The 14,174-nt window shown below is 69.1% G+C and carries 13 protein-coding genes and 1 pseudogene; 8 read left to right on the top strand and 6 right to left on the bottom strand.

The genetic code is table 11. The features are described from left to right. Positions 1–153: helix-turn-helix domain-containing protein (locus AC1DU6_RS01440; protein WP_477855918.1), on the bottom strand; the 153-nt coding region annotated here is incomplete at its 3' end. A 142-nt stretch (positions 154–295) separates the two neighbouring features. Here AC1DU6_RS01440 and AC1DU6_RS01435 point away from each other — a divergent pair. Together AC1DU6_RS01435 and AC1DU6_RS01430 are read left to right on the top strand one after the other, a co-directional pair. Beyond that, the gene (locus tag AC1DU6_RS01435) at positions 296–1,054 is read left to right on the top strand and encodes an SDR family oxidoreductase (RefSeq protein ID WP_457319826.1); all 759 of its coding nucleotides are present in this window, start codon (positions 296–298) and stop codon (positions 1,052–1,054) included. A gap of 14 nt (positions 1,055–1,068) precedes the next feature. Then, positions 1,069–1,968, top strand: a complete 900-nt coding sequence (locus tag AC1DU6_RS01430) for an SDR family oxidoreductase (RefSeq protein WP_056191120.1) — start codon at positions 1,069–1,071, stop codon at positions 1,966–1,968. On the opposite strand, the gene AC1DU6_RS01425 is transcribed toward AC1DU6_RS01430, so the two are convergent. Both AC1DU6_RS01425 and AC1DU6_RS01420 read right to left on the bottom strand, forming a co-directional pair. Further along, positions 1,965–3,152 (bottom strand): DUF4382 domain-containing protein, encoded by a 1,188-nt coding sequence (locus tag AC1DU6_RS01425; protein ID WP_457319824.1) that lies wholly within the window; start codon positions 3,150–3,152, stop codon positions 1,965–1,967. The genes AC1DU6_RS01430 and AC1DU6_RS01425 overlap by 4 nt on opposite strands. A gap of 91 nt (positions 3,153–3,243) precedes the next feature. Beyond that, the gene (locus AC1DU6_RS01420) at positions 3,244–4,197 is read right to left on the bottom strand and encodes a LysR family transcriptional regulator (RefSeq protein WP_477855917.1); all 954 of its coding nucleotides are present in this window, start codon (positions 4,195–4,197) and stop codon (positions 3,244–3,246) included. A gap of 115 nt (positions 4,198–4,312) precedes the next feature. On the opposite strand from AC1DU6_RS01420, the gene AC1DU6_RS01415 reads away from it, so the two are divergent. Next, positions 4,313–5,164, top strand: a complete 852-nt coding sequence (locus AC1DU6_RS01415) for an oxidoreductase (RefSeq protein ID WP_457319822.1) — start codon at positions 4,313–4,315, stop codon at positions 5,162–5,164. Between the two features lie 12 nt (positions 5,165–5,176). Here the strand turns inward: AC1DU6_RS01415 and arsC are convergent. Together arsC and AC1DU6_RS01405 are read right to left on the bottom strand one after the other, a co-directional pair. Beyond that, positions 5,177–5,590, bottom strand: a pseudogene (gene arsC, locus AC1DU6_RS01410) (arsenate reductase (glutaredoxin)); the annotation flags it as partial. Beyond that, positions 5,587–7,371: a DUF885 domain-containing protein gene (locus tag AC1DU6_RS01405; protein WP_477855916.1), complete on the bottom strand. Its 1,785-nt coding sequence runs from the start codon at positions 7,369–7,371 to the stop codon at positions 5,587–5,589. The pseudogene arsC and the gene AC1DU6_RS01405, both read right to left, overlap by 4 nt. A gap of 371 nt (positions 7,372–7,742) precedes the next feature. Here AC1DU6_RS01405 and AC1DU6_RS01400 point away from each other — a divergent pair, with 371 nt between their 5' ends. Beyond that, positions 7,743–10,466, top strand: a complete 2,724-nt coding sequence (locus AC1DU6_RS01400) for a polysaccharide deacetylase family protein (protein ID WP_477855915.1) — start codon at positions 7,743–7,745, stop codon at positions 10,464–10,466. Positions 10,467–10,491: 25 nt separating this feature from the next. Next, positions 10,492–10,773 carry a hypothetical protein gene (locus AC1DU6_RS01395; protein ID WP_457319814.1) on the top strand — a complete coding sequence of 94 codons (282 nt, stop codon included), beginning with the start codon at positions 10,492–10,494 and terminating at the stop codon, positions 10,771–10,773. A gap of 81 nt (positions 10,774–10,854) precedes the next feature. On the opposite strand, the gene AC1DU6_RS01390 is transcribed toward AC1DU6_RS01395, so the two are convergent. After that, the gene (locus AC1DU6_RS01390) at positions 10,855–11,259 is read right to left on the bottom strand and encodes an SRPBCC family protein (protein WP_457319812.1); all 405 of its coding nucleotides are present in this window, start codon (positions 11,257–11,259) and stop codon (positions 10,855–10,857) included. 116 nt (positions 11,260–11,375) lie between these two features. On the opposite strand from AC1DU6_RS01390, the gene AC1DU6_RS01385 reads away from it, so the two are divergent. Genes AC1DU6_RS01385 through AC1DU6_RS01375 form a run of 3 tightly spaced genes read left to right on the top strand, consistent with a single transcriptional unit; the run spans position 11,376 to position 14,145 of the window. Then, on the top strand, positions 11,376–13,607 hold the full coding sequence (locus AC1DU6_RS01385; protein ID WP_477855914.1) for a helicase-related protein: 2,232 nt from the start codon (positions 11,376–11,378) through the stop codon (positions 13,605–13,607). Positions 13,608–13,624: 17 nt separating this feature from the next. Next, positions 13,625–13,846, top strand: a complete 222-nt coding sequence (locus AC1DU6_RS01380; RefSeq protein WP_457319809.1) for a hypothetical protein — start codon at positions 13,625–13,627, stop codon at positions 13,844–13,846. Continuing rightward, on the top strand, positions 13,843–14,145 hold the full coding sequence (locus tag AC1DU6_RS01375) for a type II toxin-antitoxin system RelE/ParE family toxin (RefSeq protein WP_457319807.1): 303 nt from the start codon (positions 13,843–13,845) through the stop codon (positions 14,143–14,145). Before AC1DU6_RS01380 ends, AC1DU6_RS01375 begins: the two co-directional genes overlap by 4 nt. The last annotated feature ends 29 nt before the right edge of the window (positions 14,146–14,174 follow it).

Raw genomic sequence — 14,174 nt, 5'->3', positions numbered from 1 at the left:
GCGGTTGAGCAGGCGCACACCCAGACGCGCCTCCAGCTGCTGCAGCGCCAGGCTGACCGAGGCGCGCGGCAGCTGCAGCTCGTCGGCGGCCTTGCTGAAGCTGGCCAGGTCGACGATGCGCACGAAGAGGCGCATCGCATCGAGTCGGTCCATGGCCGTTTGGCTCCGATTGTTTAGTTGGGCTGGATTGTGATGTCTTGTTCGTCTGATTTATCCGAAAGCGATCGAACAATACATTGAACTCACAGGGCCGCTCCTCGGTCCTGCCTTCCAACCCAACGATCTGGAGCACCCCGTGAGCAACACCACTTCTTCTTCCTCTTCCCCCGTCGCCATCGTCACCGGCGCCTCGCGCGGCATCGGCGCGGCCATTGCGCAGCGACTGGCGGCCGATGGCCATGCCGTGGTCGTCAACTACGCCGGCAATGCCGTCGAAGCGCAAAAGGTTGTCGATGCGATCGTGGACCGTGGCGGCCGTGCCATCGCCGTGCAGGCCGACGTGGCCGACGCGGGCGCCGCCAGGCTGCTGTTCGACGCTGCCACCGAAGCCTTCGGCGGCGTGGACGTGCTCGTCAACAACGCCGGCGCCATGGCCAACGAGCTGCCCCACCTGGCCGACACCGACGACGAGACCTTCGACCGCCTCTTCGACATCAATGTGAAGGGCAGCTTCCTGGCCATGCGCGAGGCGGCCAGGCGCCTGCGCCAGGGCGGGCGCATCATCAATTTCTCGACCAGCGTTATCGGCCTGGGCCTGCCGGGCTACGCCGTCTACGCCGCCACCAAGAGCGCCATCGAGACCATGACCAACATCCTCGCCAAGGAGCTGCGCGGCAAGGCCATCACCGTCAACGCCGTGGCCCCCGGCCCGACGGCAACGAACTTGTTCCTGAACGGCAAGACGCCCGAGCAGGTCGAGCGCCTCGCCAAGATGGCGCCGCTCGAGCGCCTGGGCCAGCCCGAAGACATCGCGGCGATGGTCGGCGTGCTGGCCGGGCCGCAGGGCGGCTGGGTCAACGGCCAGACGGTGCGCGTCAACGGCGGCATTGTCTGAAGGAGGACAGCATCATGAGCAACCAACAACAAGTCATCCTCGTCACCGGCGCCTCCAGCGGCATCGGCAAGCTGAGCGCCCTGGCCCTGGCCACCGCCGGCCACACCGTCTACGCCAGCATGCGCGGCGTTGCTGGCAAGAACTCGGCCAAGGCCCGCGAGCTGCGCGACTGGAGCTTTGCCCGCGGGCTGGACCTGCGCGTCGTGGAGCTGGACGTGCTGTCGCAGCACAGTGCCGACGCGGCCGTCGCCACCATCGTGGCCGAGCAGGGCCGCCTGGACGTCGTCATGCACAACGCCGGCCATCTCGTCGTCGGGCCTACCGAGGCCTACACGCCGGAAGAGATCACCGCCGTCTTCAACACCAATGTGCTGGGCGCCCAGCGCGTCAACCGCGCGGCCCTGCCGGTGCTGCGGGAGCAGCAGCGCGGCCTGCTGCTGTGGATTGGCAGCACGACGACACGCGGCGGCTTCCCTCCCTTCCTGGGCCCCTATGCGGCGGCCAAGGCGGCCATGGACTCGCTGGCCGTGACCATGAGCTTCGAGCTGGCCCGCTTCGGCATCGAGACCAGCATCGTCGTGCCCGGCGCCTTCACCAGCGGCACCGACCATTTCGCCAACGCCGGCAAGCCGGCCGACGAGGCCAAGGCCGCGGCCTACGCCCGCTATGCCGGCCTGATGGACCAGATCGGCACGCGTCTGACCGCGCTGATGCCGCCCGAAGCCGACCCGCAGGCCGTCGCCGACGAGGTCGTGCGCGTCGTGGGCCTGGCGCATGGCGAGCGGCCCTTCCGCTCGGTCGTCGACTTCATGGACGACGGCGCGGCGGCGGTGACCGATGTGGCCGAGCGGGTGCGCGAGGACTTTGCCGCGCGCATCGGCATCGCCGACCTGCTCAGACCCACTATCGCCTAGAAGCCGAAGTTGACCGTCAGCGTGCCACCCGCCGTGACAGCCAACGGGCCGACGACCTTGACCGTGCCGTTGAGGCTGGCGTTGAAGGAGTAGGACAGGCCGGCCGTCACGTCCGCCGCAAAGACCAGGCTGGCCGGCGGCGCGGCATAGGGCGCCACCCAGGGCGGCGCGGCGGGCAGGGTCAGCTTGAAGGCGCCGGTCGTCGAGTCCGATAGGGTCTCGGCGATGGTGATGATGCCGCCGCTGGCCAGCTTCTGCGTCGCCGCGACGGCCGCCGTGTTGACCACCCCATCCACCATCACCGTGCCCATGGCCTGGCCATCGATGGCCGGGGCGGGCGACAGCGGCGCCACGCTGGTGCTGACGGCCGTCACGGTATTGGCCGTCACCGGCACGCCGGTCACGACCATGGTGGCCCGCGCCGCGGACTTGATGACCAGGTCATAGCTGCCCGGCGCCACCGGGGTGAGCACGAACTTGCCGCTGCTGTCCGGCGCGGTGGCCTTGAGCACGACACCGCCCTGCTGCAGGCTGACCTGGGTGCCGCCAAAGGCGACGCTGGCGTCCACATAGCCGCTGATGCCCGACAGCAGGTTGGGCACCACAGCCACGACGGGCTTGAGCAGATATTGGCCCGAATTGCCCGCCGTGACGACGGACTTGCAGGCATCGAAATCCAGCACGAAGTCGGCCATCTGGTTGGCCGCGATGTCGATGCTGGCATTGAGCTTGAGGCCGCTCTGCTGGCCGCTGGGCGTCTTCAGCGCGACCTCGCTGCCGCCCGTGGGAACGACCGAGTTGGCCAGCGGTGTGGCGCCGCCGTTCTCGGCCAGCACCAGGCGCAGCTGCGCGTAATGGCCCACGGCGAGCGGCACCTGGCCCAGGCTGGCGAGCACGCCGTTCTGCAGCGCCAGCAGGTCAAAGCGCTGTGTCGGGCCCACCACCAGGTCCGTCCAGCCGGCGCCGTCCTCGGCGGCGTCGGCGCTGGCGTTGACGCGGACCTTTTGCACCGTCACGTACACATGGTCGAAGCCGCAGGCCGGCGAATCGGTCAGTTTCAGGGCCAGCGTGCCCGAGGTGCTATTCGAGGGCGTCGTGACAGGAGTGCCGGCATCGCCGCCGCCACCGCCGCAAGCTGCAAGGGCCACGGCCGCAGCGCATGCGCTCAGGGTTCTGTAGTTCATGAGAGCCTCCAATCGAGATGCCCTCCCCGTCTGCAGTGTTGGCTTTCGCGGTGTGCCCAGGCTTTACCAATCGCGTCGGGTTGTTACCCGCTCAGCGGCGCTTGCGGGCGGCCGCAGCCAGCTCCTGAGCGCTGACCACCCAGGCCGGGTTGCCCACCACGCGCTCAACGACGAGGTCGATGAAGGCGCGCACCCGCGCCGGCTGGGCCACGCGGCTGCCGTAGTACAGGTACAGGCCAAGGTGGGCGCAGACATGCTGGGTCAGCAGCGGCACGAGCCGGCCGCTGCGGATCAGCGGGGCGGCGGTGGCGCCGACGAGCTGGCCGATGCACTGGCCGGCCACGACGGCATTGGCCTCCAGCTCGACGTCGTTGGTCATGAAGACCGAAGCGACGTCGCGCCCGACGATCTCGTCGCCCACCAGGAACTCCCAGGGCATGGCTTTGCCCGTGCTCGGGTGGCGAAAGCCGCTGCAGCGGTGCTGGGCCAGCTCGTCGATGCTCTGCGGCGCGCCATGGCGGGCGATGTAGGCGGKCGCGGCGCAGACGATCAGCTGCAGCGGCAGCAGGTGGCGGGCGATCAGACCTTCGCCCGGCGGCGTGCCGGCGCGAAAGCCCACGTCGACGCGGTCTGCCACCCAGTCGCCGATGCGGTCGTCCAACTGCACATCGGGCTCGACGTCGGGGTGGCGGGCGCAGAACTCCTCCAGCACCGGCCACAGCACCGGCAGCATCAGCGAGCGCGAGGCCGTGATGCGCAGCGGCCCGGCGATGACGTCGCGTCCCTGGCGCGCGCCGTGCAATGCACGTTGCAGTGCTTGCAGCCCAGGCGCTGCGGCGCCGAGGAAACGCTCGCCCTCCTCGGTCAGGCTGAGCCGACGCGTCGTGCGGTGGAAGAGGCGCACGCCAAGGTAGGCCTCCAGCTGCGTCAGCGCCTGGCTCGCCGCCTGCGGCGTGATGCCCTGGGCCACCGCGGCCTGGCGCAGGCTGCCCAGCTCGGCGGCCTTGGTGAAGGTGGTGATGGCGCGCAGTTCGTTGAAGGCCATTGTCAGGATTTACTTGCCAATCAATGAAGCGATTCTGGGCTAGTTGAAGATCAATCCCGATCCTAAATTTCGCTCCATCGGCCGATCCACCCTTCCCCCCACACCGGAGCCCAACATGACCACCACCCCCACCTTCAAGCGCGTCTGGATGATCACCGGCGCCTCGCGCGGCATCGGCGCACGCATCGCCGAAGCGGCCCTCGCTCATGGCGACGCCGTTGTGGCCACGGCCCGCGACGCGGCCGCCATCGAGAAGCGCTTTGGCGCCCAGCCCGGCCTGCTGGCCGTGGCCCTGGACGTCACCGACGAATCCCAGGCCGCTCGGTCCACGGCCGCCGCGCTGGCCCGCTTCGGCCGCATCGACGTCCTCGTCAACAACGCCGGCTACGGCCTGCTCGGCGCCGTCGAGGAGGCCAGCGCCGACGAGGTGCGCCGCCTGTACGAGACCAATGTCTTCGGCCTGCTGAACGTGACCCGCGCCGTGCTGCCGCAGATGCGCGAGCGCCGCAGCGGCCATGTCATCAACATCTCGTCGCTGGGTGGGGTCCGTTCGGCCGCGGGGTTCGGCGTCTACTGCTCGACCAAGTTCGCCGTCGAGGGCATCACCGAGGCCCTGCATGCCGAGCTCGCGCCGCTGGGCATCCACGCCACCGTCGTCGAGCCGGGTTACTTCCGCACCGAGTTTCTGGAAGGCCAGTCCCTCGTCACCTCGCCGCGCGAGTTGGCCGACTACGCCGCCAGCGCCGGCCAGGTGCGCGAGGCCGCCAGGCGCATCAGCCTCAACCAGCCCGGTGACCCCGAGCGCCTGGCGCAAGCCATGCTGACGCTGGTCGATGCCAAGACCCCGCCACTGCGCCTGCCGCTGGGCACGGACACGCTGCAGGCCATTGCCGACAAGCACGCCTTTGTCGAGCGCGAGACGGCCGAATGGCGCGGTCTCGCGGCATCGACGGACTTTCCGGCCTGAACCTCRGCCGCGCCGACGGCCGTGGTCGTGCACGACTTCGCCGTCAGACTTGGTGAAGGGCGGCAACGGCCCGACGGGCAGCAGCTCCAGCACCGCCTCCGACGGACGGCACAGCGCCGTGCCCAGGGACGTCACGACGATGGGGCGGTTCAGCAGCACCGGATGCTGCTGAACCGCGTCCAGCAGGGCGTCATCGCTCAGAGCCGGATCGGCGAGGCCCAGCTCGGTGAAGACGGCCTCCTTCTCGCGCAGCAACGCGCGCAAGGGCTGGTCGGCGGCCGCCGCCAGCGCGCGGATTTCGTCGCGGCTCGGCGGCGTCTGCATGTACTCGACGACGCGCGGCTCCAGGCCGGCATGGCGGATCAGCGCAAGCACATTGCGCGAGGTGCCGCACTTCGCGTTGTGGAAGATCGTGATGTCGCTCATCGCGCCACCTTAGCCTGTGTGGCGATCCAAGCATCGATGCGCTTCTCCAGCACCGACAGCGGCAGCGAGCCCTCGCCCAGCACCTGGTCGTGGAAGGCGGCGAGGCTGAACTTCGCACCCAGTTTCTGCTCGGCGCGACGGCGCAGCTCCTGGATCTTCAGCGCCCCGATCTTGTAGCCCAGGGCCTGGCCGGGCCAGGCGAGGTAGCGGTCGATCTGCGCGACGGCCTGCTGCTCGCCGGCGCCCGTCACATCCATCCAGTACTTCAGCGCCTGCTCGCGGCTCCAGCCCTTGGCGTGCAGGCCGGTGTCCACGACAAGGCGCGCCGCGCGGCTGATCTCCATGCGCAGCATGCCGGCGTAGGCCACGGGGTCGTTGGCATACAGGCCCAGTTCATGGCCCAGGGTCTCGGCATAGAGCGCCCAGCCCTCGCCATAAGCATTGATCCACATGCGACGGCGGAACTCGGGCATGGGCATCACCACCTGCTGGCCAAAGTGGAAATGGTGCCCGGGCTGGCCCTCATGCAGGAAGAGGGCGGTCATCGTCGCCACGGAGTAGTCCTTGGGGTCGTTGATGACGGCCCAGAACACGCCGGGCGCGCTGCCGTCAGCCTGGCCGGCGGTGTAGTGATCGGAAGCCGTCTCGCGCGTCAGCTCGGGCTCGGCGCGGATGTCCAGCGCCATGCGCGGCAGCTGGCCGAAGAGCTTGGGCAACTGCGGCGCGACACGGGCGTTGATGGCGCGATAGGCATCCAGGATCTCGGCCTCGGTCTTGAAGGGCCGGAAGCGCTCGTCGGTACGCGCCCAGGCCAGCAGGCCGCCGTTCTTCAGCGGGTCGCCCGTGAAGCCGAGCTGGGGCGCGATGCGCGTGATCTCGCCCTGGATGCGCGCCACCTCCTTGAGCCCCAGCTCATGGATCTGCTCAGGCGTCAGGTCGGTCGTCGTCTGCTCGCGCACCCATTGGCGATACCAGGCCTTGCCGTTGGGCAGCGATGTCCAGCCGATGCTGCCGCGACGCTTCGCGGCGGGCAGGTAATCGGACTCGACGAAGGCGAGCAGGCGGCGCAGCGCGGGCTGGGCGCGCTCGCTCAGCTCGCGGTGGTAGGCCTCGGTCAGGCGGGTGCGGTCGGCCGCGCTGATGTCGACGGGCAGGGCGCGCACCGGCGCCGTGTAGGGGCTGTGCTCGGCGTCGGCCTCGGCCAGGCTCTTCAACACCGGCAGGGCCGCTTCGACAACGGGCCGCGACTGCACGACGCCGCGTTTCATGCCTTCGCGCATATTGGCGATGGCCTGGTCGCACCAGGCCGGCAGGCCGGTGACGCGCTTCAAGTAGGCGTCGAGCTGCGCCGCCGTCTTCAGCGGCTGGCCGGCCTGGCCGCTGGAGAAGAAGGCCAGCTGGAAGGGCGTGGCGCCCATCTGGTGCAAGGGCAGCAGGTGGTCGGGGTAGCGCTCGAAGGCCAGCTGGGCGCGCAGCTGCTGCTCCAGCAGCTCGCGGTTCAGGCGTTCGGCCGGCGGCAGGCTGGCGGCGGGCAGGGCGGCCAGCTCCTTCAGGAAGCCGCGCCAGGCGGCGAACCGCTTGGCCCGCTCGGCCGGCGCGATGTCCAGGCCCAGCTGGTCGTCGAAGCGGTTGTCGCCAGCCTGGGTGGCGTTGAGCGGGTCGAAGCGGGAGCGGGTGTCGTAGTAGCGCGTCGCCATATCGGCCAGGCGCTCGGCGGGGGTGGCGGCCTGGCCAGGGGCGATGAAGCAAGCAAGAGCCAGGGTCAGGGCAAGCAGTCTCATCGTTATCGTCCTTGTTGGGAGGACGGCATTCTGTCGGTGATCGGGAGCGTGGGCGACAGAGATTGCGGCCCGCGCCGGGGCAAATTGCGAGGCCAATCAAGGCGTCGGCGAGGCGTTGGGTGGGGCCCAACAACGAGCTGGCAACGCCGAGTGGCCTCGCAATTCGCCCCGGCCCGAAGGGTTGGGCCCGCAAGGGGGTGATTCGGCGTTGCGCCGCTCGCCCGGGCGGCCAGCCCGCGGCTGCACGCCGCGCCTTGCCTCACCCTCTTGCGGGCCCAACGCGGGCTGCAATCTCTGCCGCCCACGCTCCCCCGGCGCTGTCAGCAGCGCGGGCAGCCCCACAATCTCGCGGCTGACTTTTTCACCCCGCAATGCGCCTCATCTCACTCGCCCTGCTGCTGACCACCGCCTTTGCCCTGCCCGGCTGCAACAAGCGCCTGGCCGACGTGCCCGCCGCGCTGCCAACCGCCTCGGCCGCGCAGGACAGCAGTGCGACGGCCAAGCTGCGTGAGGAAGGCGACGGCATGCTGGCCCTGCACCGCCAGATCGTCGTGCTGATGGACGGCGAGGCCACCCTGCCGGCCGCCCAGCGCCGCGAGGTCCAGGCCCTGGGCCAGCAGCTCTTCCACGAGCTGCTGCAGCGCCAGCAGCGCCTGGCCGATCTGGCGCTCAAGCCCGAATCGCTGGACGCCACCGCCGCGCTGCTGACGCGCATCGAGAGCGAGCCGAGCTGGTTCGACGCCGACCGCCTCGCCTTCAAGGAAGTGCTGAGCCAGCTCGCCACCGGACTGAAGAGCGCGCAGACGCTGGACGGCATCAAGCTTGCGCGCCGCGCCCAGGAGGACCTGGACACGCTGGCCGAAGTCGAGAAGGCTTATGAGCAGGAGCTGAAGGAAGTGTTTGGCGGCTTTGCCAAGCGCGGCATCGAGCTCAAGCGCGAGCGCTGGAGCGACTACGTCGCCAAGCTGAAGGCGCTGCACACGCGCGACGCCGTCATGAAGCAGCACGGCGCACAGTTGCCGGCCGCGGCTGACCTGGAGCCGGAGCCCGCCGCGTCAGGTGCGATGCGCGGTGTCGCCGCCAAGGAGCGCGAGGTCTTTGGCGACAAGCTGCCGCCCAAGACCGTGCTGCTGACTTTCGACGACGGCCCGCATGCGCGCTACACGGACGAGATCCTGGAGATCCTGAAGCGCTACAACGCACCGGCTGTGTTCTTCCAGCTCGGCCAGAACCTCGGCAAGGTGGGCGCCGACGGCAAGATCCAGCCGGGCAATGGCAGCGCCGTCGCCAAGCGCGTTCTCGCGGCCGGCCACCAGCTGGCCAACCACAGCTTCACGCATGGGCTGATGTCCAAGTTCGAGCTCGTCAAGGTCAAGGAAGAAGCCGCCAACACGGAGGCGCTGCTGGACGCGGCGGGTCGCAACGGCGACGCGTTGTTTCGCTTTCCTTATGGCGCGCGCAACGATGGGGCGTTGACCACCATTGAGGCGCTGAAGCTGCGCTCGATGATGTGGAACGTCGACTCGCTGGATTGGAGCGACCCCATTCCCAAGAGCATCGCCGCGCGGGTGATGGCCGAGCTGGACAAGCAGCAGCGCGGCATCGTGCTCTTCCACGACATCCACGCCCGCACGGTGCAGGCGCTGCCCCTGGTGCTGGACCAGCTCGCCGCCGAGGGCTGGCGCTTTGCGAGCTGGAAGGATGGGCAGTTTGTCGTGTCCTCCGAGCGCCCCGCTGCGCCGCCACCCGCCGCTGGTGAGCTGTATCGCGACAGCCACGCGCTGGTCATCGGCATCAACCAATACACGGCCTGGCCCAAGCTCTCGCATGCGGTGCGCGACGCGCAGGCCGTGCGTGAGTCCCTGGTTACGCGGTTCGGTTTTCGCGCCGACAACGTGACGCTGCTGACCGATGCCGAGGCCACGCGCGCCAACATCCTGAAGGCGCTGAATGAGCGCTTTGGCGACGCCAAGCGCGTGAAGCGCGACGACCGCGTCTTCGTCTTCTTCGCCGGCCACGGCAGCACGCGCAAACTGCCCAGCGGCCGTGAGGTGGGCTATATCGTGCCGGTGGATGCGGGCCTGAACGACTTGCAGGCCGACGCCATCGCCATGCCGCAGCTGCAGGAGGTGGCCGAGGCCATCACGGCCAAGCACGCTCTCTTCGTCATCGACGCCTGCTACTCGGGTCTCGGCTTGACGCGCGGCGGCTCGGCGGCAGCCGACAGCAACTTCGCTCGCACCAACGCGCGCCGCATCGGCCGCCAGATGATGACCGCCGGCGGCGCCGACCAACAGGTGGCCGACGACGGCCCCGGCGGCCATTCGGTATTCACGTGGACGTTGTTGCAGGCCCTGAACGGCAAGGCCGACCTGAACGGCGACGGCCTCATCACGGCCACCGAGCTGGCCGCCTATGTCGCCCCCGCCGTGTCGGCGATCGCCCACCAGACGCCGGCCTTTGGCAGCCTGCCGGGCAGCGAGGGCGGTGAGTTCATCTTCGAGCTGCCGACGGCGCAGGAGCCCGCGCTGAGTGGCGCCGTGGCCCAGCTCGACGACAAGGCCAGCCAGTTCGCCGCCAAGCTCGACGAGGCCAGCAGCGCCGGCCGGCAGCCCTCGGGCCCCGCCAGCGCCGTGCAGGTGACGATCAAGGGCCTGGACGGCAAGGACCAGGCCCTCGCCGCGACGACCGCCCGCGTCGACCCCGGTGCCCGCGTCGCCGCCCAGCGTGCCAACGACCGTGGTCTGCAGCTCTACCGCGAGCGCCGCTACGACGAGGCCGAAGCCGCATTCAAGGAGGCTTTACAGCTGCAGCCGAAGTTCGCGCTGGCGGCCAACAACCTGGGCTTCGTGTTGTACCGGCGCGGCAAGCCTGCCGATGCTGCAGTGTGGTTCGAGAAGGCCGTCGAAATGGACGGCAGCCGTTCCCTGGCCTGGCTCAACCTCGGCGACGCGCGGCTGCTGGCAGGCGACGAGGGCAAGGCGATGGCGGCCTACAAGACTTTCCTGGAGCTGGCGCCCAAACATGCAAGGGCGGCGGAGCTGCAGGGGTGGATTGCGAATCCGTCTGAGGGGACGCGGCCGAAGCCGTTGTGATGCAAGTGGAACGACTCTGACCGTCATGGGTACTGAATATCGACTGACGTTCTCGCACCTCGACAAGGCGCGGATCGAGCACGCCCTATCCGAAGTGGCCACCGTGAAAATCGGCAGCGTGCCAACCCCCAGCTACGAATTCCGAGCCGACTCGACGAAGCCTGGAATGCCGGATGCGACGGCGATGATTGAACAGTACGGGCTGTACTTCTGTGACCACGGTGGATCGGGTCGAGACTATTTAGGACGACTCGTTGCTGTGCTGGTTGGCGAGTTCGGCAGCGTGCGCGTCGAAGCTCTCGAGTAGCTGGCGCTGAACGTCGCCCAAACCGCGTCGCTGGCAGCTTGGTGGGGTGCGAGCAGCCAACGCTGCCTTGCGGGAAGCAAGTCAGCCGTTCTCCATCAACGCCTTCAACGCCCTTAAATCCTTGCGCACATGCGCCGCATCCCGCTCAAATTCCTCGTCGCTCGCCCCCGCCATCCTCAGCACCACGAACATCAGCGCACAGCCCTCATCCACCGGCGTGACCCGGAAGGCGTTGTGCGTGATCACGCCGTCCGGCGTCGTCACATCGTGGTCCAGCACCCCAAACTCGTTGCGCGGCGCCATCCTGATCTGGATGCGGCCCATGGGTGAATCGGCCACCACCCAATGGTCGCCTTCCTGCTCGATGTCGGCCGACGCCAGGCCCGATGCCCAGAGGTGCAGGTTCTCGCGCTGGCGGGCGAACTCATAGACCTGTTGCGCCGGTGCGGCGACGGTTTCGCTGACGACCTTGATTTCGCGTGGCATGCGGGCCTCCAAAGCAGTTGCAGAGCTTGTCACGAAGGAATGGGCACCGGCAAACCGCGCGCCCGTCGGCCCTCTTGGCGAGGACGCAGTCAGCTCGCCTGTGTTCCACTTCCGCCGTGAATTCCGAAGTCTCCTCGCCCAAGCCGGCCAAGCCGCCCGCACCCGCCTTTCCCCTCCCGCAACCCAGCCACGCCGCCCGCTTCCCCGCGGGCCTCGCGCCTGAAGACTGGGCCCGCATCCGCCAGGCAGCGCACGCGTTGCCCCAGGTGCTCGTGCCGGCTGACCTCGACGATGGCAGCGACGAGGCCCTGGACCGCCTCGGCTGCATCCAGATCTCCCGGGCCGCTGGCGGCGGCCGGCCGAGCCGCTGGATCCTGCCGACGCACATCCCCGTCGCGCTGGCCCAGCTCGAAGCCACGCCGCAGACCAACACGCTGCGCCCACAGCTGCAGCAGCGCCTGCACCAGCTCGAAAGCCTGGGGCTGCGCCGCGAAGGCCTGGTGTTCACGCGGCTGTGCGTGCACCCGATCACGCTCGCGCACGAGGGTTGGCGCATCGACCTGTCGCACCGCGTGCCGGTGCCCGAGGAGCCCGTCTGGGCCTTTTTCCGTGATGGCGACACGGCCGCGCTGCGCCACAACCTGGGCCAGGCGCCCGAGTACTCCTACACGGCCGAGCTGATCCTGCACCTGAACCACCTCATCGCCCGCAGCGAGGCCATGGGCCATGCCAGCCAGCTCGCGTCGTTGTTGCCGCGGCTGCAGGCCGAGTGCGGCGTGCCCATGCCCTACGAGGACCTGAAGGCCGCACTGAACCGCGCCCAGGACCGCTGGGAGCAGACGGTCGAGGAGCAGGACACGCTGGCCAGCCTCGGCCGCGAACTGGCCTTCCAGGGCTACCCGGACAGCTTCGACGCGGCGCGCAAGCTGGGCCGCAAGGTCACGCTGTATCTGGGCCCGCCGAACAGCGGCAAGACCTATGCCGCCTTCGAGCGGCTGGCGCAGGCGCTGGACGGCGCCTACCTGGCACCGCTGCGCCTGCTGGCGTTGGAGGGCCGCGACCGGCTGGTGGGCCGCGGCGTGCCCTGCTCGCTGCTGACCGGCGAAGAGAACGTGCCGGCCAACGACGCGCGCGTGGTGAGCAGCACCATCGAGATGGTCAACACGCGCGACACCATCGACGTGGCGGTCATCGACGAAGCGCAGATGATCTTCGACGACTCGCGCGGCTGGGCCTGGACGCAGGCCATCGTCGGCGTACCGGCACGCGAGCTGATCATCATTGCCTCGGCCTATGCCGCGCCGGCCATCGAGCGGCTGCTGCAGCTGTGCGGCGAGAAGCCCGAGCGCCGCGTCTTCGAGCGCAAGCAGCATGTGCAGCTGATGCCCGCGCCCGTGCCGATGACGCATCTGCATGCGGGCGACGCGGTGGTGGCCTTCAGCCGCCGCGACGTGCTGATGCTGCGCGACCAGATCGCGCAGAACGGCCACGTTGTCAGCGTCATCTACGGCGCGCTGCCACCCGAGGTGCGCCGCCGCGAGGCCGAGCGCTTTGCCGTCGGCGCCAGCCAGGTGCTGGTCGCGACCGACGCCATCGGCATGGGCCTGAACCTGCCCATCCGCCGCGTGCTGTTCTCGACGCTGGAGAAGTACGACGGCGTCGGCGACCGCGCGCTGACGGTCAGCGAGGTGCACCAGATCGCCGGCCGCGCCGGCCGCTACGGCATGCACGACGAGGGCTTCGTCAGCGTGCTGAAGGAGGCCGAGGCCGACGCGATGAAGACGCTGCGCGAGCTGCTGCCCAAGGAGCCGCGCGCGCCGCGCGACTTCAAATGCCCGGTGGCGCCCAACTGGCGCCATGTGCAGACCATCTCGGCGCGCCTGGGCGTGAACAGCCTGCACCAGGTGCTGACCGTCTTCATGCAGCAGCTGCGCCTGGACGACGCCCACTTCGAAGTGGCCGAGCTGGAGCAGATGCTAGGCCTGGCCGAGATGCTGGACCGCAACGCGGCGGCGCTGTCGCTGCAGGAGCGTTTTCGTTACGCGCAGGCACCGGTGGACGACCGCCTGCCCCAGGTCGTCGAGCAGTTCCAGGCCTGGGCCGCCAGCCACGCGCGCACCGGCAAGGCCGGCACGCCCTGGTTCCTGGACGACGTCGACGAGCACAGCCGCCTGGACCGCATGGAGCAGGCGCTGCGCCAGTGCACGCTGTGGCTGTGGCTGGACCTGCGCTTTCCCGAGGTGTTCGGGCATGTCGAGGCGGTCATCGATCTGCGCAGCCGGCTCAATGACGGCATCGAGCGGCACCTGAAAGGGAAGAAGCCGTTGTGGCAGCGCCGGGGAAGGTGAGGCGTACCATGGCGCCCATGCAGCTCACCACTGGCACCGTCGTTGGCGGCAAGATCGTCGTCGAAGGAGACCCGCTGCCCGAGGGCACGGTCGTCACAATCCTGACACGCGACAGGAACGAGACCTTCCTTGTGCCTCCTGAACTCGAAGCCGAGCTGCAAGCGTCACTCGGCGAGTTGGAGCGCGACGAAACGATGCCGGCCGACGTGCTGCTGCAACGACTTCGCATGGCATCGTGAGTGGCCGCGTCGCCGTGGTGGTGACCCGCAGGGCCGCCACCCAGTTGGAGCGGGCCGCATCGTGGTGGCGCGAGAACCGGCAGGCTGCACCTGACGCCGTGGCGAACGATTTCGAGGACGCACTCCGCTTGCTGGCCTTGCAACCCGAATTGGGCGCGCGCTCTGCGTCGCCACGCCACCCGGACCTGCGACGGCTCTTCCTCGCCCGCATCCGCTATCACGTCTACTACCAGGCGCTGCCGGACAAGGTGGTGATCCTCGCGTTCTGGCACGCCAGCAGGCAGTCGCCGTCTCTGTGAGTTCTCCGGCAGGTCAGCCAGATCGGCTC

The organism is Roseateles sp. P5_B10 (assembly GCF_056400485.1).
The sequence above is the reverse complement of the archived record's forward strand: the minus strand, read 5'-3'. Positions and strand labels throughout refer to the sequence as shown.